Source organism: Stenotrophomonas sp. 169 (genome assembly GCF_014621775.1).
Taxonomy (GTDB): Bacteria; Pseudomonadota; Gammaproteobacteria; order Xanthomonadales; family Xanthomonadaceae; genus Stenotrophomonas.
In genome coordinates this window covers 1,341,355-1,367,013 of record NZ_CP061204.1, presented here as the reverse complement: position 1 = coordinate 1,367,013, position 25,659 = coordinate 1,341,355, and the positions used below count along the sequence as shown (strand labels likewise).

At 66.6% G+C, this 25,659-nt stretch carries 19 protein-coding genes and 1 pseudogene; 9 read left to right on the top strand and 11 right to left on the bottom strand.

Going from position 1 to position 25,659, the window contains the following annotated elements:
• Position 1 precedes the first annotated feature (1 nt).
• The 3 genes and pseudogenes from ICJ04_RS18255 to rpoE all read right to left on the bottom strand — a co-directional run bounded on the left by ICJ04_RS18255 (position 2) and on the right by rpoE (position 1,475).
• Positions 2-424, bottom strand: a complete 423-nt coding sequence (locus ICJ04_RS18255) for a hypothetical protein (protein ID WP_223203098.1) — start codon at positions 422-424, stop codon at positions 2-4.
• A 227-nt stretch (positions 425-651) separates the two neighbouring features.
• Positions 652-822, bottom strand: a pseudogene (locus tag ICJ04_RS18250) (sigma-E factor negative regulatory protein); the annotation flags it as partial.
• 32 nt (positions 823-854) lie between these two features.
• A complete protein-coding gene (gene rpoE, locus ICJ04_RS05810; RefSeq protein WP_188326590.1) occupies positions 855-1,475 on the bottom strand; it encodes an RNA polymerase sigma factor RpoE in 621 nt (206 codons plus the stop codon).
• Positions 1,476-1,712: 237 nt separating this feature from the next.
• Here rpoE and ICJ04_RS05805 point away from each other — a divergent pair, with 237 nt between their 5' ends.
• Positions 1,713-3,776, top strand: coding sequence for a 3-hydroxyacyl-CoA dehydrogenase NAD-binding domain-containing protein (locus tag ICJ04_RS05805; protein WP_188326589.1), 2,064 nt, complete (start codon positions 1,713-1,715; stop codon positions 3,774-3,776).
• A 129-nt stretch (positions 3,777-3,905) separates the two neighbouring features.
• On the opposite strand, the gene ICJ04_RS05800 is transcribed toward ICJ04_RS05805, so the two are convergent.
• Complete coding sequence (locus ICJ04_RS05800) at positions 3,906-4,088, bottom strand: 30S ribosomal protein THX (protein WP_188326588.1); 183 nt, start codon at positions 4,086-4,088, stop codon at positions 3,906-3,908.
• Positions 4,089-4,198: 110 nt separating this feature from the next.
• Complete coding sequence (locus tag ICJ04_RS05795) at positions 4,199-4,612, bottom strand: MerC domain-containing protein (protein ID WP_188326587.1); 414 nt, start codon at positions 4,610-4,612, stop codon at positions 4,199-4,201.
• Between the two features lie 156 nt (positions 4,613-4,768).
• Here ICJ04_RS05795 and ICJ04_RS05790 point away from each other — a divergent pair, with 156 nt between their 5' ends.
• From ICJ04_RS05790 to ICJ04_RS05775, 4 genes are all read left to right on the top strand, one after another.
• On the top strand, positions 4,769-6,958 hold the full coding sequence (locus ICJ04_RS05790; protein ID WP_188326586.1) for a TonB-dependent receptor: 2,190 nt from the start codon (positions 4,769-4,771) through the stop codon (positions 6,956-6,958).
• Positions 6,959-7,114: 156 nt separating this feature from the next.
• On the top strand, positions 7,115-7,681 hold the full coding sequence (locus ICJ04_RS05785; RefSeq protein ID WP_188326585.1) for a TetR/AcrR family transcriptional regulator: 567 nt from the start codon (positions 7,115-7,117) through the stop codon (positions 7,679-7,681).
• Positions 7,678-9,360 (top strand): MFS transporter, encoded by a 1,683-nt coding sequence (locus tag ICJ04_RS05780; RefSeq protein ID WP_188327216.1) that lies wholly within the window; start codon positions 7,678-7,680, stop codon positions 9,358-9,360. Before ICJ04_RS05785 ends, ICJ04_RS05780 begins: the two co-directional genes overlap by 4 nt.
• Before the next feature lie 9 nt (positions 9,361-9,369).
• Positions 9,370-10,575, top strand: coding sequence for an HlyD family secretion protein (locus ICJ04_RS05775; protein WP_188326584.1), 1,206 nt, complete (start codon positions 9,370-9,372; stop codon positions 10,573-10,575).
• A 1,532-nt stretch (positions 10,576-12,107) separates the two neighbouring features.
• On the opposite strand, the gene ICJ04_RS05770 is transcribed toward ICJ04_RS05775, so the two are convergent.
• The 6 genes from ICJ04_RS05770 to creB form a co-directional block, all read right to left on the bottom strand.
• A complete protein-coding gene (locus ICJ04_RS05770; protein ID WP_188326583.1) occupies positions 12,108-12,593 on the bottom strand; it encodes a Fur family transcriptional regulator in 486 nt (161 codons plus the stop codon).
• A gap of 25 nt (positions 12,594-12,618) precedes the next feature.
• Positions 12,619-14,022, bottom strand: coding sequence for a glutamate--tRNA ligase (gene gltX, locus ICJ04_RS05765; protein WP_188326582.1), 1,404 nt, complete (start codon positions 14,020-14,022; stop codon positions 12,619-12,621).
• A 109-nt stretch (positions 14,023-14,131) separates the two neighbouring features.
• Positions 14,132-15,733, bottom strand: a complete 1,602-nt coding sequence (locus ICJ04_RS05760) for a M20/M25/M40 family metallo-hydrolase (protein WP_188326581.1) — start codon at positions 15,731-15,733, stop codon at positions 14,132-14,134.
• 148 nt (positions 15,734-15,881) lie between these two features.
• On the bottom strand, positions 15,882-17,240 hold the full coding sequence (creD, locus tag ICJ04_RS05755; protein WP_188326580.1) for a cell envelope integrity protein CreD: 1,359 nt from the start codon (positions 17,238-17,240) through the stop codon (positions 15,882-15,884).
• A gap of 355 nt (positions 17,241-17,595) precedes the next feature.
• Complete coding sequence (gene creC / locus ICJ04_RS05750; RefSeq protein WP_188326579.1) at positions 17,596-19,029, bottom strand: two-component system sensor histidine kinase CreC; 1,434 nt, start codon at positions 19,027-19,029, stop codon at positions 17,596-17,598.
• Positions 19,014-19,745, bottom strand: a complete 732-nt coding sequence (gene creB, locus ICJ04_RS05745) for a two-component system response regulator CreB (protein WP_188326578.1) — start codon at positions 19,743-19,745, stop codon at positions 19,014-19,016. Before creB ends, creC begins: the two co-directional genes overlap by 16 nt.
• A gap of 46 nt (positions 19,746-19,791) precedes the next feature.
• Here creB and rlmJ point away from each other — a divergent pair, with 46 nt between their 5' ends.
• From rlmJ to ICJ04_RS05725, 4 genes are all read left to right on the top strand, one after another.
• Entirely contained in the window at positions 19,792-20,649 is an 858-nt protein-coding gene (rlmJ, locus tag ICJ04_RS05740; RefSeq protein WP_188326577.1) for a 23S rRNA (adenine(2030)-N(6))-methyltransferase RlmJ, read from the top strand.
• A gap of 95 nt (positions 20,650-20,744) precedes the next feature.
• A complete protein-coding gene (locus ICJ04_RS05735; protein ID WP_101098371.1) occupies positions 20,745-21,290 on the top strand; it encodes a GNAT family N-acetyltransferase in 546 nt (181 codons plus the stop codon).
• Positions 21,291-21,424: 134 nt separating this feature from the next.
• Positions 21,425-24,889 (top strand): transcription-repair coupling factor, encoded by a 3,465-nt coding sequence (gene mfd, locus ICJ04_RS05730; protein ID WP_188326576.1) that lies wholly within the window; start codon positions 21,425-21,427, stop codon positions 24,887-24,889.
• A 166-nt stretch (positions 24,890-25,055) separates the two neighbouring features.
• On the top strand, positions 25,056-25,652 hold the full coding sequence (locus ICJ04_RS05725) for a hypothetical protein (protein WP_188326575.1): 597 nt from the start codon (positions 25,056-25,058) through the stop codon (positions 25,650-25,652).
• Positions 25,653-25,659: the final 7 nt, after the last annotated feature.

Sequence of the window (25,659 nt, the reverse complement as noted above, 5' to 3'; positions counted from 1 at the left end):
ATCAGTCACGCCGTCCCGGCACCTGCAGTTCTTCCTGCAGGCGCGGTTCGAAGGGGTAGAACGTGGCACCGGGCGCGGTGCCTGGGTAGCTGGCATTGAGTGCGCCACCGGCTGCCGGGCCCACGCTGGAGCGCGGCCAGGGCCGTGCCTGCAACGCCCCGACATTGCCGAAGGACAGGTCGCGATGGTTGGCCGCGGCCAACGACGGCAGCGACGCCGGCTCGCGGGAGGCGACGGCGGTCTGCGACACGTCGCCGCGTTGCGCGGCACGTGCCACCTGCTGGCTGCGGGTCGCACTGGCGCGGCGGGCGGCCGCGTCGTGGCGCCGGCTGGCTGCGGCGACAGCGGCAGCTGGGACGCTGGCCACCAGCGCGGCGGCCTCGCTGCCCGTACCGGTCGCATCGCCGCCCGACGGCGCCTGCACGGGGGGGCAAGCTCGGCCTGGCTGGCGATCACCTGGGTCGGCGCATCGACGGGGGGGTCCGGCGCATCCAGCGACTGCCGTCCCATGAACAACGCCACGGCCGCCACCGAGGCAGCCAGTGCAGCACCGCCACCCCAGCGCATCCAGCCGCGCGGCAGCTCACGTCGTGGTTCAGCCTGCGGTGCCGGCTCGGCGGCCAGCGCCGCACTGACCCGTGCGGCGAAATCAGCAGGCGCCGGCGCAACGGCCTGTCCCCGCAGCGCATCGCCAAGCAGCGCCCAGCGCTCCTGGCAGGCCTGCAGCTCCGGATCGTGCTGCAGGCGGCGCAGCAGGAAACGCGCCTCGTCGGAGGACAGCTCGCCGTCCACCAGCGCAGACAACTGCTGCCGGTTATGCATGTCGATCTTGTCGACCGGTTGCTGATGCGTGTTCATGCGCGGCTTTTCTCCCGTGTTGCGCTGCCAACGTCCAGCAACGGCCGGAGCTGGATATCGATGGCGTCGCGGGCGCGAAATATCCGCGAACGTACGGTGCCGATCGGGCACCCCATCTTCAGCGCGATGTCTTCATAGCTCAGGCCCTCCACCTCACGCAGGGTGATGGCCAGACGCAGTTCTTCCGGCAATGCGGACACCGCCTTCATGACCGTGTTCTCCAGCTCCTGGCGCATCAGCTGGCGCTCGGGCGTGTCGTTATCGCGCAGACGGGTGCCCGAGTCGAACTGTTCGGCATCCCCGATCTCGATGTCATCGGTGGGCGGACGGCGGTTGCTTGCGGCTAAGTGGTTCTTGGCTGTATTCACGGCAATCCTGTGTAACCAGGTCGAAAATTGGGCATCGCCACGAAAACTGTTGATCGCACGGTAGGCGCGGATGAACGTGTCCTGGGCGACGTCCTGGCATTCACTCCAGTCGGCGATGTAGCGCCCCACGAGCGACACGACACGGTGTTGATGCTTGCGCACCAGCACATCGAATGCCGCGCTCTCGCCGCGCTGCACGCGCCGGACCAGTTCCAGGTCCAGCTCCTGTGGTGTTTCAACCTCGGCCATTCGGGACCGCACTCCTGTCAGCCCAACCGACGTCAGGCAATGAGACTGCCAATCCCGGAAAAAGTTCAGCGCCGCGCATGCGGGCACCGCACCAGCTTTTAACCAACGTTCCGTTAACGTATGCGTTCACGATATGAACCAGCCTGCCCTATCCCACGTAATTGATTGGGATTTGACGGAACGGAAACAACCTCTGGATCATAGCCCCTTCTCCATACACAACCGGATGGAACGTCCATGCTCTCAGGCTTCGATGGGCTTCGCCTCGCGCACTGGCACCCGGAGATCCGCGACGACGGTGTCGTGGTGCTCAATCTCGACCGCCAGGACGCCAACGTCAACGCGATGTCCCAGGACGTCCTGCTCGAGCTGGGCGACCTGATTGAACGCATTGCGATCGATCCGCCCAAGGGCGTGGTGATCCAGTCGGTGAAGAAGGCCGGCTTCATTGCCGGGGCCGACCTCAAGGAATTCCAGGAGTTCGACCGCCGTGGCACCGTGAACGATGCGATCCGTCGTGGCCAGGTCACCTACCAGAAGCTGGCCGAGCTGCCCTGCCCCACCGTCGCGGCCATCCACGGCCACTGTCTGGGCGGCGGCACCGAGCTGGCCCTGGCCTGCCGTTACCGCGTGGCGTCCAGCGACAGCAGCACCCGCATCGGCCTGCCGGAGACCCAGTTGGGCATCTTCCCCGGCTGGGGTGGCAGCGCGCGCCTGCCGCAGCTGGTCGGCGCACCGGCGGCGATGGACATGATGCTCACCGGCCGCACGCTGTCGGCATCGGCAGCGCGCAACATCGGTCTGGTCGACAAGGTCGTGGCCCCGGCGCTGCTGCTCGACACCGCGGTTGCGTTGGCGCTGAAAGGCACGACGCGCCCGTTCAAGCAGCGCGCCACCGCGTGGGCGACCAACACCTGGCCGGCGCGCAAGCTGTTGGCCCCGCAGATGGCCAAGCAGGTCGCGCGCAAGGCCCGCAAGGAACACTACCCCGCGCCGTATGCACTCATCAGCACGTGGGAGCGCACAGGGGGCAAGCCGGTGCAGGCCCGCCTGGATGCCGAGCGCCGCGCGGTCGTGAAGCTGGCCAGCACGCCGACCGCGCGCAACCTGATCCGCATCTTCTTCCTGACCGAGCGGCTGAAGGCCCTCGGTGGCGGCGACCACGGCATCCACCATGTGCATGTGGTCGGCGCCGGGGTGATGGGCGGCGACATCGCCGCCTGGTCAGCGTACAAGGGCTTCAACGTGACCCTGCAGGACCGCGAGCAGCGCTTCATCGACCCGGCCATGCAGCGTGCGCAGACGCTGTTCGAAAAGAAGGTCCGTGACGAGAGCAAGCGCCCCGCCGTGGCCGCGCGCCTGCAGGCCGATCTGGCCGGTGCCGGCGCCGCACAGGCGGATCTGGTGATCGAGGCGATCATCGAGAATCCGCAGGCCAAGCGTGACCTGTACCAGACGCTGGAGCCGAACATGAAGGCCGACGCGCTGTTGACGACCAATACCTCGTCCATCCCCCTGATTGAACTGCGCGACCATATCCAGCGCCCGGCGCAGTTTGCCGGCCTGCACTACTTCAACCCGGTGGCGCAGATGCCATTGGTGGAGATCATCCATCACGATGGCATGGCGCCGGAGACCGAGCGCCGCCTGGCGGCATTCTGCAAGGCGCTGGGCAAGTTCCCGGTACCGGTGGCCGGCACCCCCGGCTTCCTGGTCAACCGCGTGCTGTTCCCGTACATGCTGGAAGCGGCGACCGCGTATGCCGAAGGTATCCCGGGCCCGGTGATCGACAAGGCCGCAGTGAAGTTCGGCATGCCGATGGGGCCGATCGAGCTGCTCGATACGGTGGGTCTGGACGTGGCCGCGGGCGTGGGCGAAGAACTGGCGCCGTTCCTGGGGCTGCAGATTCCTGCGGCGCTGCAGACGGTGGAACAGGGCAAGCGCGGCAAGAAGGATGGCCAGGGGATCTACACCTGGGAAAACGGCCGCGCCAAGAAGCCTGAAGTGGCCAAGGACTACCAGGCACCGGGTGACCTGGAGGATCGCCTGATCCTGCCGTTGCTCAACGAAGCGGTGGCCTGCCTGCACGACGGCGTGGTGGCCGATGCGGACCTGCTGGATGCGGGCGTGATCTTCGGCACCGGCTTTGCCCCGTTCCGTGGCGGTCCGGTGCAGTACATCCGGGCCACCGGCGCGGACGTGCTGGTGGAGCGGCTGAAGGTACTGCAGCAGCGCCATGGCGATCGGTTCTCGCCGCGACCGGGCTGGGACAATCCGGTATTGCGCGAGCCGGTGGTGTGAGCACTGGCCTGCTCAGGGGCTGATGCGTGCGGCAGCACCCGGCGAGCGACACCGCCGAGCAGGAAATCTGAGGCATAAAAAAAACGCGGCGCTGGGCGCCGCGTTTTTTCGTGTTCTGCCGGTCAGCGATCAGCTGGCCTTGGCGACGGCCTTCTTGGCAACGGCCTTCTTTGCCGGGGCCTTGGCCACGGTCTTCTTGGCTACCGGAGCAGCGGCGCCGACGGCGGCCTTGCTCACGATGTGCAAACGGGCGTTGCCGTAGCTGGCGTTGAAACGCTTACCCTTGGCGGTCTTGCGGTCACCCTTACCCATGTCTTAACTCCTGGCTATGTTGATTCTGATTACCCCGTGCTGACACGGGTTTGGCGGGGCCGTCTTGCTGGACGCCCCCGCGCACGATCGGAAAGCCTACCACGACGGCCTCAGTGCGCGCAGCTCGCGTCATGCACATGGCCGTGGTTCAGCCGCAGGTTCACCAGGTGCGCCACCCCTACCAGCAGGCCGCCCAAGGTCATCACCACCGCGTGCGGAACAGGGTCGTGGTGCAGCGGGGAGTACAACAATCCCGCCCACAACGCGACCAGACCAGGCAACAGGAACCCCAGCGCGCGCAATGCGCCATGGCGGCGATAACCCCACACCAGGCTGAACAGCCCCAGCAACGTCACGAACACCACCAGCGCCGCTTCCACGCCGTCACCCAGCCACACCGACAGGCCCAGCGAAGGCGCCGCGGCCAGCACGATGGGAATCACCGCACAGTGCACGGCGCACAGCAGCGAGCCGGTGGCACCGAAGCGGTCGAGCAGATGGCGAAGGCGTTGGATGAGGGGCATGACTTCCAGCAGGGTCGGCGAAGCGTTATGGAATAATATAACATCCCTTCTGAACCCGCACGGCCCGTTTGCGTCAGCGTCTCTCTCTCCCGCTGCACTCGACGGGATTCGTGCGCCCCCTTGTTGATACGTTATAACAATTCATTGGATAGCCCCATGACTGCTCTGCGTTTCCGGCCCCGCCCGCATGCCCTCGCGTTGGCGCTGGCCGCTGCCCTTGTTCCCGCGTTGGCGATGGCGGCCGACGCGCCTGCTGATCGCGATCGCCACCTGACCGAACTGTCCGAAGTGAAGGTCACCGCCTCCCCACTGCAGGGCGATGCCGAATCACTGGCGCGTCCGGTCGAGGTGCTGTCCGGCGAGCGCCTGGACGACGCCAAGGCCGGCACCCTGGGTGACACCGTCGCCAAGCTGCCCGGCGTGCAGAGCACCTTCTTCGGCCCAGGCGTCGGCCGCCCGATCATCCGCGGCCAGGAAGGCCCACGCGTGGCCGTGCTGTCCAACGGCATGGGCAACATGGATGCCTCCACGGTCAGCGCCGACCATGCCACCAGCATCGAGCCGTTCCTGGCCGATCAGATCGAAGTACTGAAGGGCCCGGCCACCCTGCTGTTCGGCAGTGGCGCGATCGGTGGTGCGGTGAACGTCGTCGATGGCCGCATCGCCCGGGAGATCCCGGATCGCCCGCTGAGTGGCCGCGCCGAAGTCCGTGGCAACAGCGTCAATGACGAGCGCAGCGGCATGTTCCGGCTGGATGGCGTCAACGGCAACTGGGTGCTGCACGTGGACGGCCTGGTACGCAATGGCGACGATTACCGCATCCCCGGCTACGCCGTGGTCGATGCATTGGAAGAACACGACCATGCGCATGACGATGGCGACGCCGCCGAGCCGCGGCGCGGCACGCTGGACAACAGCTCCATCCGTACCCGCGCCGGCGGCGTGGGCGCGACGTGGCTGGGCGATGGTGGCTTCTTCGGCCTGTCTGCCAGCACCTACCGCACCAACTACGGCATTCCCAACGGCGCGCACGTGCATGCCGACGGCGATGACCACGATCACGACCACGATCATGGCGGCGAGGAAGAAGAAGGGGACGAGCACGACGTGCGCATCGACATGGTGCAGAACCGCTTCGAGTTCAAAGGCGGCCTCTACAACCCGACCTCGTTCCTGAAGAGCGTCACCCTGCGCACCGCGTTCACTGACTACGAACACGTCGAACTGGAAGCCGGCACCCCGGCCACCCGCTTCACCAACCAAGGCATCGAAGGTCGCCTGGAAGCGGTGCAGAATGAAATCGCCGGTTGGAACGGCGCCTTCGGCCTGCAGTTCGGCAACAGCGATTTCGGTGCGAAGGGCGAAGAAGCGTTCGTGCCGGACACCCGCACCGAAAACGCCGGCCTGTTCGTGCTGCAGGAAAAGCAGTTCGGTCCGTTCAAGCTGGAGCTGGGCGCACGCCACGATCAGGTCAAGCTGGACCCCACCGGCGATTACCAGCAGCGCAAATTCGATGCCACCAATCTGTCTGCCGCCGGTATCTGGACGCTCAACGATGCCGTGGACCTGCGCTTCGGCGTGGACAGCTCCGAGCGCGCCCCGACCAATGAAGAGCTCTACGCCGCCGGCGCGCATATCGCCACGCGTTCCATCGAGCTGGGCAACCCTGACATGAAGACCGAGCGCGGCCAGCGCATCGAACTGGGTATCCATACGCACAGCGAACGCGTGGACTTCTCGGCTTCGGTGTACCAGACGAAGTTCAAGGACTTCATCTATCTGGCCGACACCGGCGTGGTGGAAGACCTGCCGGTACGTCTGTGGGCGCAGCAGGACGCCACCTTCAAGGGCGCCGAAGCGGAGGCACTGGTCCATCTGTTCGAAGGCGGCGCCGGCGATTGGGACCTGCGGGTGTTCGGTGACTACGTCAAGGCCGAGCTGGATGGCAGCGGCAGCCGCAACGTGGACATCGCGGTGCCGCATGGCGACCACAACCACAACTACACCGTGGAACTGGCCAACGGCGGTTACCTGCCGCGCATTTCGCCGGCACGCGTGGGCGCGGACCTGCGCTGGGCGAAGGACGGCTGGCGTGCATCGCTGGGCGCCGTGCGCTACAGCAGCCAGAAGGACACCGCGCAGAACGAACAGGCCAGCGACGGCTATACCCTGGTCGACGCGCACGTGGCCTACCGCTGGGACCGCAGCGACAGCAACAGCTACGAGGTGTTCCTGGACGGCAACAACCTGACCAACCGCGAAGTACGCCCGCACACGTCCCTGCTCCGCGATTACTCGCCGCTGCCGGGACGCGGCGTGGCGTTCGGCATCCGCGCCTACTTCTGATGCACGCGTGACAAAGCGGGGTCCGGCATGCAGCCGGGCCCCGCTTGCTTCCCTTGGGATCACTGCCCTCTCACGAAGCCCACCGGACGCCAACGCGGGCGCCCGATGACGCAAACGGCCATCGCATTTCGGACACTTTTGTCCGAAAATAGCGTCATGACCTCTTTACGTGCCGACGCGGCAGCACGCCGCGCACAGATCCTGGATGCCGCCGACCATGTGTTCGGCAACCACGGCGTCACCGCGCCCTTGGACCTGGTCGTCGAGCGCGCGCACGTAGGGCGGGCCACGCTGTACCGCAACTTCCCCGACCGCGCGGCGTTGATCGAAGCACTGCTGCAACGCACCGTCGAGCGTATCCGACGACAGGTGGTCGAACTGGGTGATCGGGATGATGCGCTGTTCGAACTCCTGGACGGCATGGGTCGCCGTATCGTCGACTCGCCCGCACTGGCCGATTACTGGCGCGCGGTGCATCCGGACGATCCGACCGTCACCATCGCCCGCGAAACCGTCCGCACCCTGATGGAAGCGCCGATACAGCGCGCCATCGCGGCGGGCCTGTGCCGGCCCGACCTGACCTCCACGGACATTTCACTGATTTCAGGCATGCTGGGGGCCGCGCTGCGCGGCAAGGACCGCGCCGAGCGGACTGAACTGGCACGACGTGCGCTGCAGCTGCTGCGCGCGGGCCTGCAGGGAACCGACGCCGCGGAGGCCTGATGTCGCAGTACCTCAAGCCCATCCCGGACTGGGAAGAACACGAAAAGCCGACCCTGCCCGGGTCCGCTTCAATGCCGTGGCACCCGCCGCACCGGCGCATGGCCTATGCGATGGTATCGGTGCTGGTGGCGATCACCGGCGGCCTCGGCACCGCGCTGGTCACTGCCAACCTGCCCTTCCTGCAGGGTCAGCTGGGCCTGACCCCGGCCCAGGGCAGCTGGCTGGTGGCGTCGTACGTGATGGTCAACGTCACCGCCAACCTGCTGGCGTTCAAGTTCCGCCAGCAATATGGCATCCGCCTGTTCGCGGAGATCGGGCTCGGCCTGTACGCCGCACTTGCGCTGCTGCACCTGGTGGTCGGCACGTTCGAAACCACGGTACTGCTGCGCGCGGCCAGTGGCTTTGCCGGTGCCGCCTGTTCGACGCTCGGCACGCTGTACATGCTGCAGTCGCTGCCGCGCCGCTATACCGGCAACCTGCTGGTCATCGGGGTGGGGCTTTCGCAGTTGGCGGTGCCCTTGGCGTGGGTGATTTCCCCCAGTCTGGTCGGCACCGGCCAATGGCACCTGCTGTACTTCTTCGAAGCCGGGCTTGCCCTGTGCGCGTTTGCGGCGGTGGTCCTGTTGAAGCTGCCACCGGGCGTGCAGATCAAGGCCTTCGAGCCGATGGACTTCCTCACCTTCGCCCTGATGGCACCGGCCGTCGGCCTGCTGGTCGTGGTGCTGGCGCAGGGCTATGTGCGCTGGTGGCTGGATACGCCGTGGCTGGGCTGGGCCCTGGTGGCCTCGATCGCGCTGGCCACCACGGCGTTCGTCATCGAACACCATCGGCGCAATCCGCTGCTGCAGACGCGCTGGCTTTTCAGCCTGCCTGTGATGCATTTCATCGTCGGGGCGTTCCTGCTGCGTTTCCTGACCACCGAGCAGTCCTACGGCGTGGTCGGGCTGATGCGCATCCTCGGCATGGGGCCGGACCAGATGCGGCCGTTGTTCGCGGTGATCCTGGCCGGCGTGGTCACCGGCATCGCCGCCAGCTCGCTCACTTTCGGGCCGAAGCGGCTGATCCCCCAGCTGCTGATGGCCATCCTGCTGCTCGGCAGCGCCGCGCTGCTGGACCAGCACCGCACCAGCCTGGACCGTCCGCATGATTTCTTCGTCAGCCAGTTCCTGGCCGCCGTGGGTTCGGGCATGTTCATGGGCCCGCTGATCATGCTCGGCATCACCGCCGTGCTGAAACAGGGCGTGGACCACATGATCACCTTCCTGGTCACCCTGTCGATCACCCAGACCCTCGGTGGACTGGCCGGGTCGGCCGTACTGGGCACCGTGCAGCTGCACCGCGAACAGATCTATTCCAGCGCCCTGGTCAGCCAGCTCGACCCCGCCGATCCGGTGGTGGCGCAGCGGCTGCGGCTGCAGCAGCAGATCTACGCCGCACAGATCACCGATCCGATGCTGCGCAGCGCACAAGGCACAGCGCAATTGGCGCAGATCGCCCGACGCGAGGCCAACGTGCGCGGCTTCAACGATGTATTCACGGTCACCGGCTGGATCGCGCTGGGGTTCCTTGGATGGCTGTTGCTGCTGTCCACGTGGACCGCGGTGATGAAGCAGTGGCGCAAGCGCCGTTCCTCTTCTTTCCCTCCTGTGGCGCCGCCTCCGGCCGCTGCACCACGCTGAGTCGATTCCATGTCCCCACAACAGCCTCCCCGCGATGACGATGCAGCGGACAACGTCAATCCGCCGCCGCCTACCGATGCCGCGCCTGCACCCGCGCCACCGCCACCGGTGACCCGCACGGCCACCGGCGACGGTGCGCCGAAGTACCTCACGCCCAGCAACCGCGCAGTGATCCTGGCGGTGGTGATCGCCCTGATCGGCATCGCGTTGATCCTGCGTGCATGGCAGCTGTGGCCGTTCACCACGGCCATCGCGACCACCGACAACGCCTACGTGCGCGGACAGGTGACGGTGCTGGCCCCGCAGGTCAACGGCTACATCACCGAGGTGCTGGTCAAGGACTTCCAGCATGTGAAACAGGGGGAGGTGCTGCTGCGCATCGACGACCGCATCTACCACCAGCGTGTCGCCCAAGCGGAAGCCGCGTTGGACAGTGCGAGGGCGGCCTTGGCCAACTCCGATCAGTCGCAGGCACAGAACCGCGCGCAGATCGCCTCGGCCAAGGCCACGCTGTCGGCCGGACAGTCCGAGCTGCAGCGTTCGCGTGCGGAACTGGCACGGTATGAGCAGCTCGCCGCGCAGCGACTGGTCGCCCTGAACGACCGCGACAAGTTCCGCACCGGCCAGGCCTCGGCGCAGGCCGGTGTGCAGCAGTCGCAGGCACAGATCCAGATCGCCGAAGAGACCCTGGTGTCCACCCGTGTGGCGCGCAAGGGACTGGAAGCGCAGGTGGAAAGCGCCGAGGCTGCCTTGGAACTGGCGCGCATCGACCTGGCCAACACGGTCATCCACGCACCGCGGGACGGACAAGTCAGCGAGGCCAGCGCGCGCGCCGGGCAATACGTTGCAGCCGGTTCACAGCTGCTGTTCCTGGTGCCGGACACGTTGTGGGTGGTGGCCAATTTCAAGGAAGGCCAGACCTGGCCGATGCGCATCGGCCAGCCGGCCACCTTCGCGGTGGATGCGTTCCAGGGCGAGGTGCTGCGCGGCCATATCGAAGAGATCGCCCCGGCGACCGGTTCGGAGTTCAGCGTGCTGCGGCCGGACAACGCCAGCGGCAACTTCACCAAGGTGGTACAGCGGCTGCCGGTGCGGATCGCGATCGACGCCGATCAACCGCTGGCGGTGCGCCTGCGGCCGGGGATGTCGGTGATCGCGAAAGTGGATACGTCGGTAGAGCCGGCGGCCCCGGTGGTCGCGCGTCCCGCGCAGTGAGTAGGTCGAACGGGTGCCCCCCTCGCGGTTGGCTGGAGAGCTACAGCTGAGCTTGGGCCGGGCGGTGGCGCTGGTCGGGGGACGGCAAAAGCCGCTCCTGCGGGCCTCGTTTCGCGCCATCCATGGCGCTCAACGCCCCCGCCCAGCCCCACCGCCCGGCCCCCTGACAGGTTCCGTGGCCGCCAGCCGCGTAATAAAAAAAGAAAAGCGGTAGCGCCGACCCATGGTCGGCGAGCGCAGCGGGCCGTTGGCGGGAACATTCCGCCGACCATGGGTCGGCGCTACAGATGGCGATGATCCGTCGGGTGTAGGGAGCCCCTGAGTCAGGGGCGGCCGCGAAGCGGCGGGGTGTGGGTGCTGGTGAGACGGGGCCCACGGTTTGCGAAGCAAAGCGTGGGAGCGGCAGCGCGAATGCGATGACGTGGACCCCGCCATCCATGGCACTCAACGCCCCCGTCCCGCCCCACCGCCCGGCACCCTGACAGGTTCCGTGGCCGCCAGCCGCGTAATAAAAAAAGAAAAGCGGTAGCGCCGACCCATGGTCGGCGAGCGCAGCGGGCCGTTGGCGGAGACATTCCGCCGAGCACGGCTCGGCGCTACCGCAGACCCCATTGACCCATCTGGAGGAGGGAGCCCCTGAGTCAGGGGCGGCCGCGAAGCGGCGGGGTGTGGGTGCCGGTGAGACGGGGCCCACGGTTTGCGAAGCAAAGCGTGGGAGCGGCAGCGCGAATGCGATGACGTGGACCCGCCATCCATGGCACTCAACGCCCCCGTCCCGCCCCACCGCCCGGCCCTCTGGCAGGTTCCGTGCCCGCCAGCCGCGTAATAAAAAAAGAAAAGCGGTAGCGCCGACCCATGGTCGGCGAGCGCAGCGGGCCGTTGGCGGGAACATTCCGCCGACCATGGGTCGGCGCTACAGATGGCGATGATCCGTCGGGTGTAGGGAGCCCCTGAGTCAGGGGCGGCCGCGAAGCGGCGGGGTGTGGGTGCTGGTGAGACGGGGCCCACGGTTTGCGAAGCAAAGCGTGGGAGCGGCAGCGCGAATGCGATGACGTGGACCCCGCCATCCATGGCGCTCAACGCCCCCGCCCCGCCCCACCGCCCGGCCCTCTGGCAGGTTCCGTGGCCGCCAGCCGCGTAATAAAAAAAGAAAAGCGGTAGCGCCGACCCATGGTCGGCGAGCGCAGCGGGCCGTTGGCGGGAACATTCCGCCGACCATGGGTCGGCGCTACAGATGGCGATGATCCGTCGGGTGTAGGGAGCCCCTGAGTCAGGGGCGGCCGCGAAGCGGCGGGTGTGGGTGCTGGTGAGACGGGGCCCACGGTTTGCGAAGCAAAGCGTGGGAGCGGCAGCGCGAATGCGATGACGTGGACCCGCCATGGATGGCGCGAAACGAGGCACGCATGGATGCGGCTCTTGCCGTCTCCCGCCAACCCACCCCGCCCCACCTACACGCAGCCCTGCAGCCGTTGCTCTTGCTGTTGCTCGAAAACGCAGGTGCCGGGCCGCAGGCCCGGCAACACCACAAAAATTCACCCCGCGCAGCGGGCGCAGAGTCCGTGCACTTCCAGCGTCTGCGCCTGCGGCTGGAAACCCAGCTCCTTGGCGCGCTTTTCCAACTGGCTGACAATCTCGCGGTCTTCCAGTTCCACCGCGCTGTGGCAGCTGTTGCAGATCAGGAAGGGCACCGAATGTGCGGCACTGCTGGGGTGATGGCAGGCCACGAACGCGTTCACCGATTCCAGCTTGTGCACGAAGCCATTGGCCATCAGGAAATCCAGCGCGCGGTAGACCGTGGGCGGCGCATCGGCCCCCACGCCCTTGCCACTGCGTACCCACTCCAGCAGTTCATACGCCTTGACCGGCTTGCCGGCCTCGGCGATCAGGCGCAGCACGTTGGCCCGGATCGGGGTCAGCCGCAGTCCACGCTCGCGGCAGACACGCTCGACCACCCCGACGAAATCCGTTGCGTCATGGACGTGGTGATGCGGGGCCGTACAGGCGTGCTTGGCGGACATGCGGATTCTCCGGTTCGGGGCGGGATCAGACCGCTGCTATCTTGGTGATGGCAACATCGATGCGTTTCAAGGCCTCATCGCGTCCGGCAAGGTACACCGTCTGCGAAATATCCGGGCTCACCTGGGTGCCGGTGATGGCCACGCGCAGCGGCTGCGCGACCTTGCCCATGCCGATCTCCAGCGCCGCGGCCGCATCGTGCAGCGCCACCCCCACGCTCTCGGCAGTCCACTCCGGCAGGGCCGCCAGCAGCTCACGCGCCTTGCCCAGCGGGACATCCGCGCCCGCCTTGAGGTGCTTGGCCACGGCAGCGTCATCGTAGGTAGTCAACGGCTGGTACCAGACCACGGCCTTCTCGGCCATTTCCTTCAGGGTCTGCACCCGCTCGCGCAACGCGATCACGACATCCTCCGGCGACGGACCTGCGTTCAGGTCCACGCCCAGCTTTTCCAGCTGATAGACCAGTGCCGGCGCGATCGACGCAGGCGCTTCGGTCTTCAGGAAGTGCTGGTTGACCCAACCCAGCTTGGCCATGTCCAGCCGCGCCGCCTTGGAATTGCAGTTGGTCACATCGAACAGGTCGATCAGCTCCTGGCGGCTGAAGATCTCCTGGTCACCGTGCGACCAGCCCAGACGGGCGAGATAGCTCAGCAGCGCTTCGGGCAGATAGCCGGCATCCTTGTACTGCATCACATCGGCCGCGCCGGTGCGCTTGGACAGCTTGGCCCCCTGCTCGTCCAGGATCATCGGCATATGGCCGAACTTCGGCACCGGTGCGCCGATGCCTTCGTACAGGTTGATCTGCCGCGGGGTGTTGTTGATGTGGTCATCGCCACGGATGACCTCGGTGATGCCCATGTCCCAGTCGTCCACCACGACGGCGAAGTTGTAGGTCGGGTAACCGTCCGGACGGAAGATCACCATGTCGTCCAACTCACTGTTGGCGATCTCGATCGGGCCCTTGATCAGATCGTCGAACACCACCGTGCCTTCAAGCGGGTTCTTGAAACGGATCACCCGGTTCGGATCCTCGCGGTAGGCCAGGCCCTGCTCACGCGCCGCGCCGTTGTAGCGGGGCTTCTCCTGCTTGGCCATGGCGGCTTCGCGCATCGCGTCGAGCTCGTCTTTGGTCTCGTAGGCGTAGTACGCCTTGCCGTCAGCCACCAGCTGCTCGGCCACTTCCTTGTAACGCGCCACGCGCTGGGTCTGGTAGATCGGACCCTCGTCATAGCCCAGGCCCAGCCACTCCATCGCCTCCAGGATCGCGTCGATGGCGCCCTGGGTGCTGCGCTCGCGGTCGGTATCTTCGATACGCAGCACGAACTCGCCGCCACGGTGGCGGGCCTCCAGCCAGCAGTACAACGCGGTGCGGGCACCACCGATGTGCAGGTAGCCGGTGGGACTGGGGGCAAAGCGGGTGCGGCAGGTCATGGGACGCTCGGAGCAACGGTTGTCCCCCGATTTTACCAAAAGGGGACGGAGGGGATTAAGTCGCAATCCACCCGCCCCCTTTTGTTCATCAATTCAAGCCAGATACGACTTAATCCCCTCCGTCCCCTTTTAGGGTCTTGCGCGGGAACAGGTCGTCGCGGGTGGCGGCGTTGTACACGAACGAGGCGACGATGGCGGCGGCCTGCTTGAGGTCTTCCGGCTCGGCGTGGTCCCAGGTGTCCAGGTGGCTGTGGTGGACGTTGCTGAAGTAATCCAGCTTGTCCTGGATGAACTGGAAGCCCGGCAGGCCGACGCGATCGAAGCTGATGTGGTCGGTAGAGCCGGTGTTGCGGCTGGCCACCGTGGTGGCGCCCACGTCGTTGAAGGGCTTCAGCCAGGCTTCGAACACCGGCATCGCGGCCAGGTTTTCCTGCGCGTAGATGCCGCGGAAGCGGCCGGAGCCGTTGTCCATGTTGAAGTAGACGGAGAACTTGTCGTAGTCGCGGCGCTTGAGCAGCGCACCGGTGGGCTCGCGCAAAGAGGCCGGCAGCGCTTTCTGCGCCGGATCGGTGGGCTCCGGGAACTGCGCGAAATGCTTGGCTACGTAGGCCTGCGAGCCGATCAACCCCTGCTCTTCGCCACTCCACAGCGCAACCCGGATCGTGCGCTTCGGTTTGGCCCCGACCGCTTTGAGGATGCGCATCGCTTCCATCATCACCGCCACCCCCGCCGCGTTATCCGCTGCGCCGGTGCCGGTATGCCATGAATCCAGGTGCGCGCCCAGCATCACCACTTCGTCGGCCTTGCTGCTGCCGCGTAGCTCGGCCAGCGTGCTGTAGCCGGGCTGGTTGGCTGCATCGGTGAAGCGCGCTGCCACGTCCACGCGCAGCTTCACCGCCTGCTTGTTGGCAAGCGCCCGCACCAACGGATTGAAGTGCTCGGAAATCATCGCCAGCTCGGGGATGCCGGCCGACTCACCGGCCCTGCGCGAACCGCCGCCGGCGACGCGGATGATGCCGTTGTCCCAGCCGCTGATGCTGATCGCGGCCAATGCGCCCTCTTCCACGAAGAAGGCATTGGTGGCCTTGGCCAGCGCCTGCCGCTCGCTGTACTCCTTGACCCGCTTCTCCTTCTCGGCCGCTGCATTCTTCGGCAGGGTGAACTCCTGCAGGCCCTCCAGCGAGGTCGCATCATGGCGGTGCGAGTCCGGCTCGGTGCCACGCTTGTACTCGCGTGCCTCGCCCAGCAGCAGGATCTTGCCGCGCAGCGTGCCTTTGTACTTTTCCAGGTCCGCCAGCTTCTTGATGTCCACCTGGACCAGCTCGCCTTCCACCGGTCCGTTGGTACCCGGCGTCCATGCCTTGGGCAATGCATGCAGCGGCTGCACGCGCTCACCCAGCATCTCCACGCGGGCGGAGGTGAACTCCCAGCCACGGCCGAAATCATCGAAGGCTTCGTCATGCACGTTGCTCAGCCCCCATTCGCTGAACTTGCCGCGCGTCCACGCGTTGGCCTGCGCCATCGCCGGTGAGTTGGTCAGCCGCGGGCCAATGGACTCGGTGAGGTGGCTGAAGGTATCCATCACCTGCGAGCGATGGAATGCCTCCTGGCGGATCTTGCTGACCATGTCCAGGTCGACCGGCTCGGCGCGCTGCGCCATCGCCGGATTGCTCACGGCCAGCGCAACGGCCAGCACTCCCCACTTCAACATCGGCTTCCCCCGGCTCACACCATCATTGGTCAACCATCGAGTGTAGAGGCGACCCCGCCAGGTCGCAGATGCCTAAGGTCACGCAAAGAAGCAGGGCCACATTCCGATCCGGAATGTGGCCCTGCCAGGGTGATGCATCAGGCCGGCTTCAGCGCACGCCGGTGCGCGCGTCATCGTCCGCAGGCAGGGCCGGCGGCCCGCCCATCCCCAGTGCATACCAGTCGACCCGGCGGGTCACCCACATCACCAGCGCCAGGATGCCGAACAGCAACAGCGAACCCATCAGCAGTGCATTGTTTTCCGACACCAGCAGGCCATACAGCGCGCCGTACAGCACCGTCAGCATCAGCGCGAAGCCTGCGCCCCGCTTCCAGTGCCCCAGCACGTTGGCCAGGTACACCGCCTGCAGCCCGATACACGCCAGCGCCGATACCAGATACGCCTGCCAGAAGGCGATGTGCTCGGACAGGCTGATCAGCAGCAGGAAGAAGATCGCCAGCGCCAGGCCCACCATCAGGTATTGCAGCGGGTGGATGCGCAGCTGTCGGATCAGTTCGAACAACAGGAAGCCGACGAAGGTCAGCAGGACGAACAGCACGCCGTACTTGGATGCGCGGTCGGCCTGGGTGTACACGTCCACCGGGTCCACCAGCGATACCTCCACCGACTGGGCCGAGGAATCGCCAGCACGCAGCTGGCGCTGTGCATCCGAGGCCAGCGACGAGACCGCCCAGCGGGCCTCGAAGCCCTGCGCATCGACGCGGCGCTCGTTGGGGAGGAACGCACCGGCAAACGAGGGATGTGGCCAGGTGGAGCGCAGGGCGATCTGGTTGTCATCGCCCACCGGCACCACGGCCAGCGAGCGGCTGCCATCGACCTGCAGCTCCAGCTCCACGCGGCTGGCCGCCAGCAGGCCACCGGCGGGATCGCTGAAACCGGCGACCTCGGCCTGCAGTCCGCGACCCAGCTCATCGGCCACGCCCACGCCGGGCTGCAGGCGCAGCGGCGCACCGTTGACCCGCAGATTCGGCGTGCCGACCAGTCCGCGCACGTCGCTCAGCCCGACCGCCAGATACGGCGTGCCGTACGTGCGGCCCGTCTTGATCGGGTAGTCATCGGCGGAGAATGCAGCCGTGATCTTGCCCTGCCAGCTGTACACCGGCACCTTGAACAACCCGACCGAGCGCTGGTCCGGCAGCATTCGGCCATCCACGGTCAGCTGCTGCGGCATCTGCAGCCAATGCCCCTGCGTGGTCTGCACTTCGGTGGTGGTCTTGCCCGCCTTGTCGACGACGGCGACCGTGGTGCGCTCGATCCAGGGCACCACACGCACCGGCCCGACCAGTTGCTGCGTACCCGCACGGCTTTCGGCCACGCGACGGAAGGCTTCTTCGCGGTACTCGCTACGGTCGGTGATGACGCTGCGGATCATCATCAGCGGAACCAGCAGCAGCAGGATCAGCCCGCCGACAATGGCGAAGCGCAGGAACAGATGCAGGGATTTCATGGTCCATCCTCGTTGGAGAGGACTGCAGGATGGACAGCGCCGGTGTGCGCAGTTTGAAGTGAATGTGAAGTGGAGCGACCCGCGGCGCACGTCCGTTGCGATCATGCCGCCGTGTAAACGCGGCGATTCCGATGCGGCTGCGGCAATGACGCCGTGGAAACGCCGCGCGGTGTCGAGCTGCCGTGGTAGAGCCGACTTCAGTCGGCTGCCGTTTGCGGGCAAGCACAACGCAGCCGACTGAAGTCGGCTCTACCAGAACGGCATCATCCCGCCAGGCAAAGCGGCTTCATCACGCCAGGCAAAGCGGCATCACCCCGCGAGCCAAAGCGGCATCATCCCGCCCGCCATACCAGCATCAACCCGGCAGCCACAACGTGGCCACCGAACCCCCGCCGTCGCGGGCCTCCACCCGCACCCGGCCACCATGCAACCGGGCCACTTCGTGCACGAACGGCAGCCCCAGCCCGGAGCTGCGCCGTCCCGTGGCAGGCCGTGGCAGTGAATAGAACCGTTCGAAGATCCGCTCGCGTGCGTAGTCCGGTACGCCCTCCCCGTGATCCACTACCTGCAGCGCCACGCCATCGCCCTCCGCCAGCGCACGCAGGTGCACCCTGCCGCCCACGGGCGAAAAGTCGATCGCGTTGTCCAGCAGGTTGTGCAGCGCCTGGCGCAGCAGGTACCCGTCACCGCGCACCGTCAGCGCAACAGACGCGTCGATATCCAGGCTGACCTGCGCCGCCTGCGCGCGCAGCTGCAGAGCCTGGGACACGCCGTCCAGCAACACCGATGCCGGCAGCACCTCGCGCGTCTGCAGCCATCCGTGCTGCTCCACTTCGGCCAGCGCCAGCAGTTTGTCGATCGTCTCGGTCAGCCGTTGCTGCTGGTCGACGATGCTGCGCGCGAAGCGTGCCCGATCCTCCTCGGCCATGGGCTCCTGCAGCAACTCGGCCGCGCCACGGATCGCCGCCAACGGGCTCTTCATTTCGTGGGTCAGCGACTGCACGTAGTGCTCCACGTACGCCTTCCCCTCCAGCTTGCGCCGCATGGTCTCCAGCGCCTGGCCCAGGTCGCCGATCTCATCGCGCCGCGGGCGGGGCGGCGGTACCGGCTCGCCCGCGCTCACCGCCTGAGCGTAGCGATTCAAGCGCCGCACGCCGGTCATCAGCCATGCTGTCATCAGGATGCCGATCAGCGCCGACAGCCCGATCAGCCACGCGCCGCGCAGCATGATCTGGCGCTGGCTGGCGGCGATGAAGGGGTCGATGCTGCGATTGGGCTGCGACAGCGACAGCACCCCGATCAGCCTGTGCCCATCGGCCGGGTCGTACACCGGCGCCGCAACGTGCATCACTGTGTGGGTGGGATCGCCGGGCACTTCGGGGCTGGACCGCGCACCGTACTCACCGCGCAACGTGCGATGGACATCATTCCAGCGCGAGTTGTCACGCCCCACGTCGCGCCCCAGCGAGTCATACACCACGATGCCCTTGGCATCGGTAATGGTCACCTGGTAATCCAGCGCGCGTTTGGGGAAGCGCCACACCATCGCCTTCGGGTCGCGGCGCTGGGCGCGTGCCAGGCTGGCAGTGAAACCGCCCCCGGCCAGCGTACCCGCCTTCAGCTCCGGTGCCGCCATCTCGGCCAGCACGTTGGCCGCATCCACCAGCGTGGATTCCATGGCTTGCCGCACACCCGGCTTCACTTCATCCACGAATATCCGCATCACGAAGAAGGCCGCCAGGCCCACGATCAGGAAGAATCCCAGGAACAGCTTCAGCCCCAGCCGCATGCCCAGACCTCCAGCGCGTAGCCGAGGCCACGATGGGTGCGGATCGGATCGTCCTGCGCCCCCGCCGCCCGCAGCTTCGCGCGCAACGTCTTGATATGCGTGTCGACGGTGCGGTCCGCACTGTCACTGGTAGCGTCCCAACCGCGGTCCATCAACTGGTTGCGGCTGAGGATGGCCCCGGGCCGCTGCAGCAACGCCGCCAGCAGTGCGTACTCATAGCGGGTCAGGTCGAGCACCCGCCCTGCGTAATGGATGCGGTGGCTCTCCGGGTCGATCCGGAATGCACCGTGCTGCTGCCCCTTCTCGTCAGGTACCACCGTGGTGGCCACCGACGCACTGCGGCGCAGGCGCGCACGCACCCGCGCCACCAGTTCGCGCGGTGAAAACGGCTTGGTCACGTAGTCGTCGGCGCCCAGCTCCAACCCCAGCACCCGGTCGATCTCCTCGCTGCGCGCGGTCAGGAAAATCACCGGCACCTGCCCCGCCGGACCCGGCAGCGCGCGCAGCCGGCGGCATACCTCGAAGCCGCCCAGGTCGGGCAGGCCGACATCCAGCATCACCAGGTCCACGCGGTGTGCCTGCAGGTGCTGCAGGGCCTGCCCGCCGAGCAGGCAGTGGGTCGCCGCGTAGCCTTCGCTGCGCAGCGCATACAGCACGGTTTCGGCAATGGCGGTCTCGTCTTCGACCACCAGTACGTGGGCAGCAGCTTCTGTCATGGCGGCAGCATAGCCGCTGCGCCTGCCTACCCGTACACTGCGCCCCATGAACTACCGCCACGCCTTCCATGCCGGCAACCATGCCGATGTCCTCAAGCACATCGTACTGCTCGCCCTGATCGACAGCTTCAAGCGCAAGGACAGCCCGTTCTTCGTGCTCGACACCCATGCCGGCCGCGGCCGCTACCTGATGGCCAGCGAAGAGGGCCGCAAGACCCTGGAGGCCGAAGAGGGGGTGATGCGCCTGATGTCCCAGCCCAAGCTGCCCGAGGTGGTCGAGCGCTACCTGAAGGCGGTGCAGGCCGATAATCCGGTCGGCGCGATGATCAACTACCCGGGCTCGCCGCTGCTGGCCGCCCAGGCGCTGCGTCCGCAGGACCGTCTTGCGGCCTGCGAACTGCAGCCCGAAGAAGCCGCTGCCCTGCGGAAGGTGTTCGCCAACGATGCGCGGGTCGGCGTCTACGAAGGCGACGGTTACGAAAAAGTGCGGGCCCTGGTGCCGCCGAAGGCCAACGGGGCCAAGATCGGCCGCGGTCTGGTGTTGATCGATCCGCCTTACGAAGGGCAGGACGCTGAGTACATCCGCATCCTGGCCACGTTGAAGGAAACCTACGAGCGTTGGCCACAGGCCACCTGCGCGGTCTGGTTCCCGATCAAGCAGCGCCGCACCATCCTCCACTTCCTGCGCAAGGCAACCGCGCTGCCGTTCAAGTCCGCCCTGACCATCGAGCTGCTGGTGCGCCCGGACGAATCGCCGTTGCGCCTCAACGGCAGCGGCATGCTTATCCTCAATGCCCCCTTCCAGTTCGACCGGATCGTCGGCCCGGCCCTGCCGGCGCTGAAGCAGCACCTCGGTGAAACGGGTGCCAGCACCCGCATCGATTGGTTGAAGACCGCCGAATAGGCCCCTGTGACGCCGTGCATCGCCGTGAACCATTCGTTCACGGTGTGCGGCCATGGGAATGCCACAATCGCTGGACCACCAAGGAACAACCCGGTATGGCCACTCGCAACCGCATGCCGCCCTGGCACGAGATCTTCAAGGCCCCCAGCGGCCACGAACTGCTGATCCGTCCGATCCGGCCAGAAGACGGCCCGCCGCTGCAGGCTGCTTTCAGCCTGTTCGGCCCGGAGGAAATCCGTGACCGCTTCCTGCAGGCGGTCACCGAGCTTTCGCCGGAGACCACCCAGCGGCTCACCCACCCCAATCCGAAGACCGAAATCACGCTGGTCGCGGCCGAATCGCTGCCGGCCGGTGAAGCCGTGGTCGGCGCGGTAGCCCGCGCCTCGATCATCCAGGGCACGCGTGAAGCCGAGTACGCGATCCTGATCAGCCGCTTCCTGATCGGCCAGGGGCTTGGCCGGCAGTTGATGCGCAAGCTGGTGAAATGGGCTCGCGGCAAGTACCTGGATCGCCTGTATGGCGATGTCGCCGAAGAGAACGAGCCGATGAAGCAGCTGGCCGACTCGCTGGGCTTCAAGCCGGTGCCGCACCCGCAGGGCACGCCCGGCCTGGTGCGGATGGTGCTGGAACTGGATAACTGAGGCGCGTGCGCCGGGCGCTGCCCGGCGATCCATCCCGGGCCGCCGCGCGCACCGGGCATGGCGCGGCGCCGCGTTCGGGCTTGTTGCAGCGTTGTCCCGGTCTGCACAACGGCCTCTGATAGAATCGGCGGCCAATGTCGCGCTCTCCTTATCCCATTCCGCCGCTGCCCCGTCCCGGCCAGCTCCGCGCCTGGTGGCGCGCTCCCAGCTCCGCCACGGCGCTCGCGTGGTACCTCGCCCGTGCGGCGCAGGCACACGACGGCCCGCTGCTGGTCGTCGCTCCGGACAACCACGGTGCCAACCAGATCGAAGCCGATCTGCACACCCTGCTCGGTGCCGACGACAGCTTGCCTGTGGTGGCGTTCCCGGATTGGGAGACGCTGCCCTACGATCGTTTCAGCCCGCATCCGGACATCATTTCCCAGCGCCTTTCCGCACTGCATCGCCTGCCCGGCCTGAAGCGCGGCCTGGTGGTGGTACCCGTGCAGACGCTGATGCAGCATCTGGCACCGAAGCAGTACGTGATCGGCGGCAGCTTCGATCTGCAGGTTGGCCAGCGACTGGACCTTGATGCGGAAAAACGCCGTCTGGAAAGTGCTGGCTACCGCAATGTGCCGCAGGTGATGGACCCGGGCGATTTCGCCGTGCGCGGTGGCCTGCTGGATGTCTATCCGATGGGAGCCCGCGAGCCGCTGCGGGTGGAACTGCTGGATGAAGACATCGACACCATCCGTGCCTTCGACCCGGAGACGCAGCGCTCGCTGGACAAGGTCCAGGCCGTGCACATGCTGCCCGGGCGCGAAGTGCCGATGGACGACGCCAGCATCTCGCGGGTGATGGACGCGCTGCGCGAGCGCTTCGACGTGGATACCCGTCGCAGCTCGCTGTACCAGGATCTCAAGTCCCGCCTGGCACCGGCGGGCATCGAGTATTACCTGCCGCTGTTCTTCGACCGCACCGCCACGCTGTTCGATTACTTTTCCGCCGACGTGCTGCCGGTCATGGCACCGGGCGTGGGCGAGGCGGCCGCTGCGTTCTGGGCACAGACCAGCCAGCGCTACGAACAGCGCCGGCATGACGTCGAACGCCCGCTGCTGCCGCCGGACCAGCTGTATCTGTCGCCGGATCTGCTGCGCGAGAAGCTCAACGACCTGCCACGGGTGGAAGTGTGGCCGCCCGAACACGCACGCATCGAGCAGGCCCAGCCCCTGGGCGATACCAAGCTGCCGCCACTGCCGGTGGCCGCACGTGATGCAACGGCGGGCCAGGCACTGGCCTCGTTCGTCAAGGAATACCCGGGCCGCATCCTGATCGCCGCCGATACGGCAGGCCGACGGGAAGCGCTGCTGGAAGTACTGCAGGCCGCTTCATTGAAGCCGCCCGTCGTGGTCGACCTGCCCTCGTTCCTTGCCGGCAGCGAGCGCTTCGCGATCACCGTTGCACCGTTGGAAGACGGCTTCGCGCTGGACGATCCGCGCATCGCGGTGCTGACCGAACGCCAGCTGTTCCCGGAGCGCGCAGGCCAGCAGCGCCGCTCGCGCCGCGCCGGTCGCGAGCCCGAAGCGATCATCCGCGACCTTGGCGAGCTGACCGAAGGTGCACCGATCGTCCACGAAGACCACGGCGTAGGTCGCTACCGCGGCTTGATCGCAATGGACGTGGGCGGAATGCCCGGCGAGTTCCTCGAGATCGAGTACGCGAAGGGGGATCGGCTGTATGTGCCGGTTGCCCAACTGCACCTGATCAGTCGCTACTCCGGCGCATCGGCCGATACCGCGCCGTTGCATTCGCTGGGTGGCGAACAGTGGACCAAAGCCAAGCGCAAGGCCGCGGAGAAGGTGCGCGATGTCGCCGCCGAACTGCTGGAAATCCAGGCACGTCGTCGGGCGCGTGCAGGCCTGGCGCTGGACGTGGACCGTTCCATGTACGAACCCTTCGCGGCCGGCTTTCCGTTCGAAGAGACTCCCGACCAGCTGGCCGCCATCGACGCCACCCTGCGCGATCTCGCCAGCAGCCAACCGATGGACCGCGTGGTCTGCGGTGACGTGGGCTTCGGCAAGACCGAAGTGGCCGTGCGTGCTGCCTTCGCTGCGGCCAGCGCCGGCAAGCAGGTCGCGGTGCTGGTGCCGACCACGCTGCTGGCAGAACAGCATTACCGCAACTTCCGCGACCGCTTCGCCGACTATCCGATGAAGGTGGAAGTGCTGTCGCGCTTCAAATCCACCAAAGAGATCAAGGCGGAACTGGAAAAGGTCGCCGAGGGCACCATCGACGTGATCATTGGCACGCACCGGCTGCTGCAGCCGGATGTGAAGTTCAAGGATCTTGGCCTCGTGGTGGTCGATGAAGAACAGCGTTTCGGTGTGCGGCAGAAGGAAGCGTTGAAAGCGATGCGCGCCAACGTGCATCTACTGACCCTGACGGCCACGCCGATCCCGCGCACGCTCAACATGGCCATGGCCGGCCTGCGCGACCTGTCGATCATTGCCACGCCGCCGCCGAACCGGCTGGCGGTGCAGACCTTCATCACCCAATGGGACGACGCGCTGCTGCGCGAAGCCTTCCAGCGCGAGCTGGCGCGCGGCGGGCAGCTTTATTTCCTGCACAACGACGTGGAGAGCATCGGCCGCATGCAGCGCGAGCTGTCCGAGCTGGTGCCGGAGGCGCGCATCGGCATTGCCCACGGGCAGATGCCGGAGCGCGAGCTGGAACGGGTGATGCTGGAATTCCAGAAGCAGCGCTTCAATGTGCTGCTGTCGACCACGATCATCGAATCGGGCATCGACATCCCCAACGCGAACACCATCATCATCAACCGGGCGGACCGCTTCGGGCTGGCGCAGCTGCACCAGCTGCGTGGCCGCGTCGGTCGTTCGCACCACCGCGCGTACGCCTATCTCGTCGTGCCGGACCGCCGGTCGATCACACCCGACGCGGAAAAGCGGCTCGATGCGATCGCCTCGATGGATGAGCTGGGCGCCGGCTTCACCCTGGCGACCCACGATCTGGAGATCCGTGGTGCCGGCGAGCTGCTGGGCGAAGACCAGAGCGGCCAGATGGCTGAAGTGGGCTTCAGCCTGTACACCGAGCTGCTGGAACGCGCCGTGCGCAGCATCCGGCTGGGCAAACTGCCCGATCTGGATGCGGGGCAGGAAGTCCGCGGCGCCGAGGTGGAACTGCATGTGCCGTCGCTGATTCCGAATGACTACCTGCCCGACGTGCATACGCGCCTGACCCTGTACAAGCGCATTTCCAGCGCGCGTGACAGTGCATCGCTGCGCGAACTGCAGGTGGAGATGATCGACCGCTTCGGCCTGTTGCCCGATCCGGCCAAGCATATGTTCGCCATTGCCGAGCTGAAACTGCAGGCCAACGAACTGGGCATCCGCAAGCTCGATCTGGGCGAATCCGGCGGTCGCATCGTCTTCGAAGCCAAACCGAACATCGATCCGATGTCCGTGATCCAGCTGATCCAGAAGCAGTCCAATCTGTACAGCATGGACGGTCCGGACAAGCTGCGGATCAAGCATCCGTTGCCATTGCCGGAAGACCGCTTCAACGCAGCGCGCGCACTGCTGACCACGCTGGCCCCGGGCTGACGTCAGTCGGCTGCCGCTGCGCTCGCCGACCATGGGTCGGCGCTACCGCAAACGCACCGATGCATGACCTGACCTGCCGCTGCGCTCGCCGACCGTGGGTCGGCGCTACCAATGGCGATGCCTCATCTACACTCCATCCTCTGCATCACAACACGGACGCATCACCATGCACGGACTCACGCGCCTCCCCGCCCTGCTTGCTTGCCTGCTCATGCCCTTGGCAGGCCACGCCAAGACGGTCGATCAACGTGCGGCGGGCAACCTGCAGGCAACCCGCTCGCTGCCCTGCACCGCGCTGAAGGATGTGACCGCCAACGACTCGCCAGCCGACCTGATGGCCGCCATCCCCAGCTGCATCCAGGCCGGGCGCAATACCGACGGCGCAGACCTTTTCTCCATCGCCGGTGTGTTCGCCCACTTCGATACGCAACGCGTGGCAGACAGAACCGCACACGGTGCCTACGGCGCGCTCAAGATGAACCTGGTCGCCAGCTTCGAGTCTGCTGGAGACGGGCAGATGGCTGCGTTCAGCGCCGCGCTGCAGGACCGCATGGCCCACGCGGACGCCTACCAGAAAAGTCTGTGCCTCCTCGCAGAGCGCCTGGGTCCGCCGCGCTACGCCCCCACCTACATGCTGAGCCACGGCATGTCGGCGTTCACCGGCAAGGACACCGGACTGGTGGTGCCGGGATTCGATGCCGCTACCGCATGGAAGATCACGCAGCAGGAGTACCTGAAGTGCGACGAGGTCGCGGCCGGCTGATGGATCT

Coding starts and splice junctions, on each gene's coding strand:
- ICJ04_RS05775 (WP_188326584.1), top strand. CDS start 9,370: ATGTCCCCACAACAGCCTCCCCGCGATGACGATGCAGCGGACAACGTC.
- creC (WP_188326579.1), bottom strand. CDS start 19,029: ATGCGGCTGGGGCTGAAGCTGTTCCTGGGATTCTTCCTGATCGTGGGC.
- ICJ04_RS05725 (WP_188326575.1), top strand. CDS start 25,056: ATGCACGGACTCACGCGCCTCCCCGCCCTGCTTGCTTGCCTGCTCATG.
- creD (WP_188326580.1), bottom strand. CDS start 17,240: ATGAAATCCCTGCATCTGTTCCTGCGCTTCGCCATTGTCGGCGGGCTG.
- mfd (WP_188326576.1), top strand. CDS start 21,425: ATGTCGCGCTCTCCTTATCCCATTCCGCCGCTGCCCCGTCCCGGCCAG.
- ICJ04_RS05805 (WP_188326589.1), top strand. CDS start 1,713: ATGCTCTCAGGCTTCGATGGGCTTCGCCTCGCGCACTGGCACCCGGAG.
- rlmJ (WP_188326577.1), top strand. CDS start 19,792: ATGAACTACCGCCACGCCTTCCATGCCGGCAACCATGCCGATGTCCTC.
- ICJ04_RS05790 (WP_188326586.1), top strand. CDS start 4,769: ATGACTGCTCTGCGTTTCCGGCCCCGCCCGCATGCCCTCGCGTTGGCG.
- ICJ04_RS05785 (WP_188326585.1), top strand. CDS start 7,115: ATGACCTCTTTACGTGCCGACGCGGCAGCACGCCGCGCACAGATCCTG.
- creB (WP_188326578.1), bottom strand. CDS start 19,745: ATGACAGAAGCTGCTGCCCACGTACTGGTGGTCGAAGACGAGACCGCC.
- ICJ04_RS05795 (WP_188326587.1), bottom strand. CDS start 4,612: ATGCCCCTCATCCAACGCCTTCGCCATCTGCTCGACCGCTTCGGTGCC.
- gltX (WP_188326582.1), bottom strand. CDS start 14,022: ATGACCTGCCGCACCCGCTTTGCCCCCAGTCCCACCGGCTACCTGCAC.
- rpoE (WP_188326590.1), bottom strand. CDS start 1,475: ATGGCCGAGGTTGAAACACCACAGGAGCTGGACCTGGAACTGGTCCGG.
- ICJ04_RS05760 (WP_188326581.1), bottom strand. CDS start 15,733: ATGTTGAAGTGGGGAGTGCTGGCCGTTGCGCTGGCCGTGAGCAATCCG.
- ICJ04_RS05735 (WP_101098371.1), top strand. CDS start 20,745: ATGGCCACTCGCAACCGCATGCCGCCCTGGCACGAGATCTTCAAGGCC.
- ICJ04_RS05770 (WP_188326583.1), bottom strand. CDS start 12,593: ATGTCCGCCAAGCACGCCTGTACGGCCCCGCATCACCACGTCCATGAC.
- ICJ04_RS05800 (WP_188326588.1), bottom strand. CDS start 4,088: ATGGGTAAGGGTGACCGCAAGACCGCCAAGGGTAAGCGTTTCAACGCC.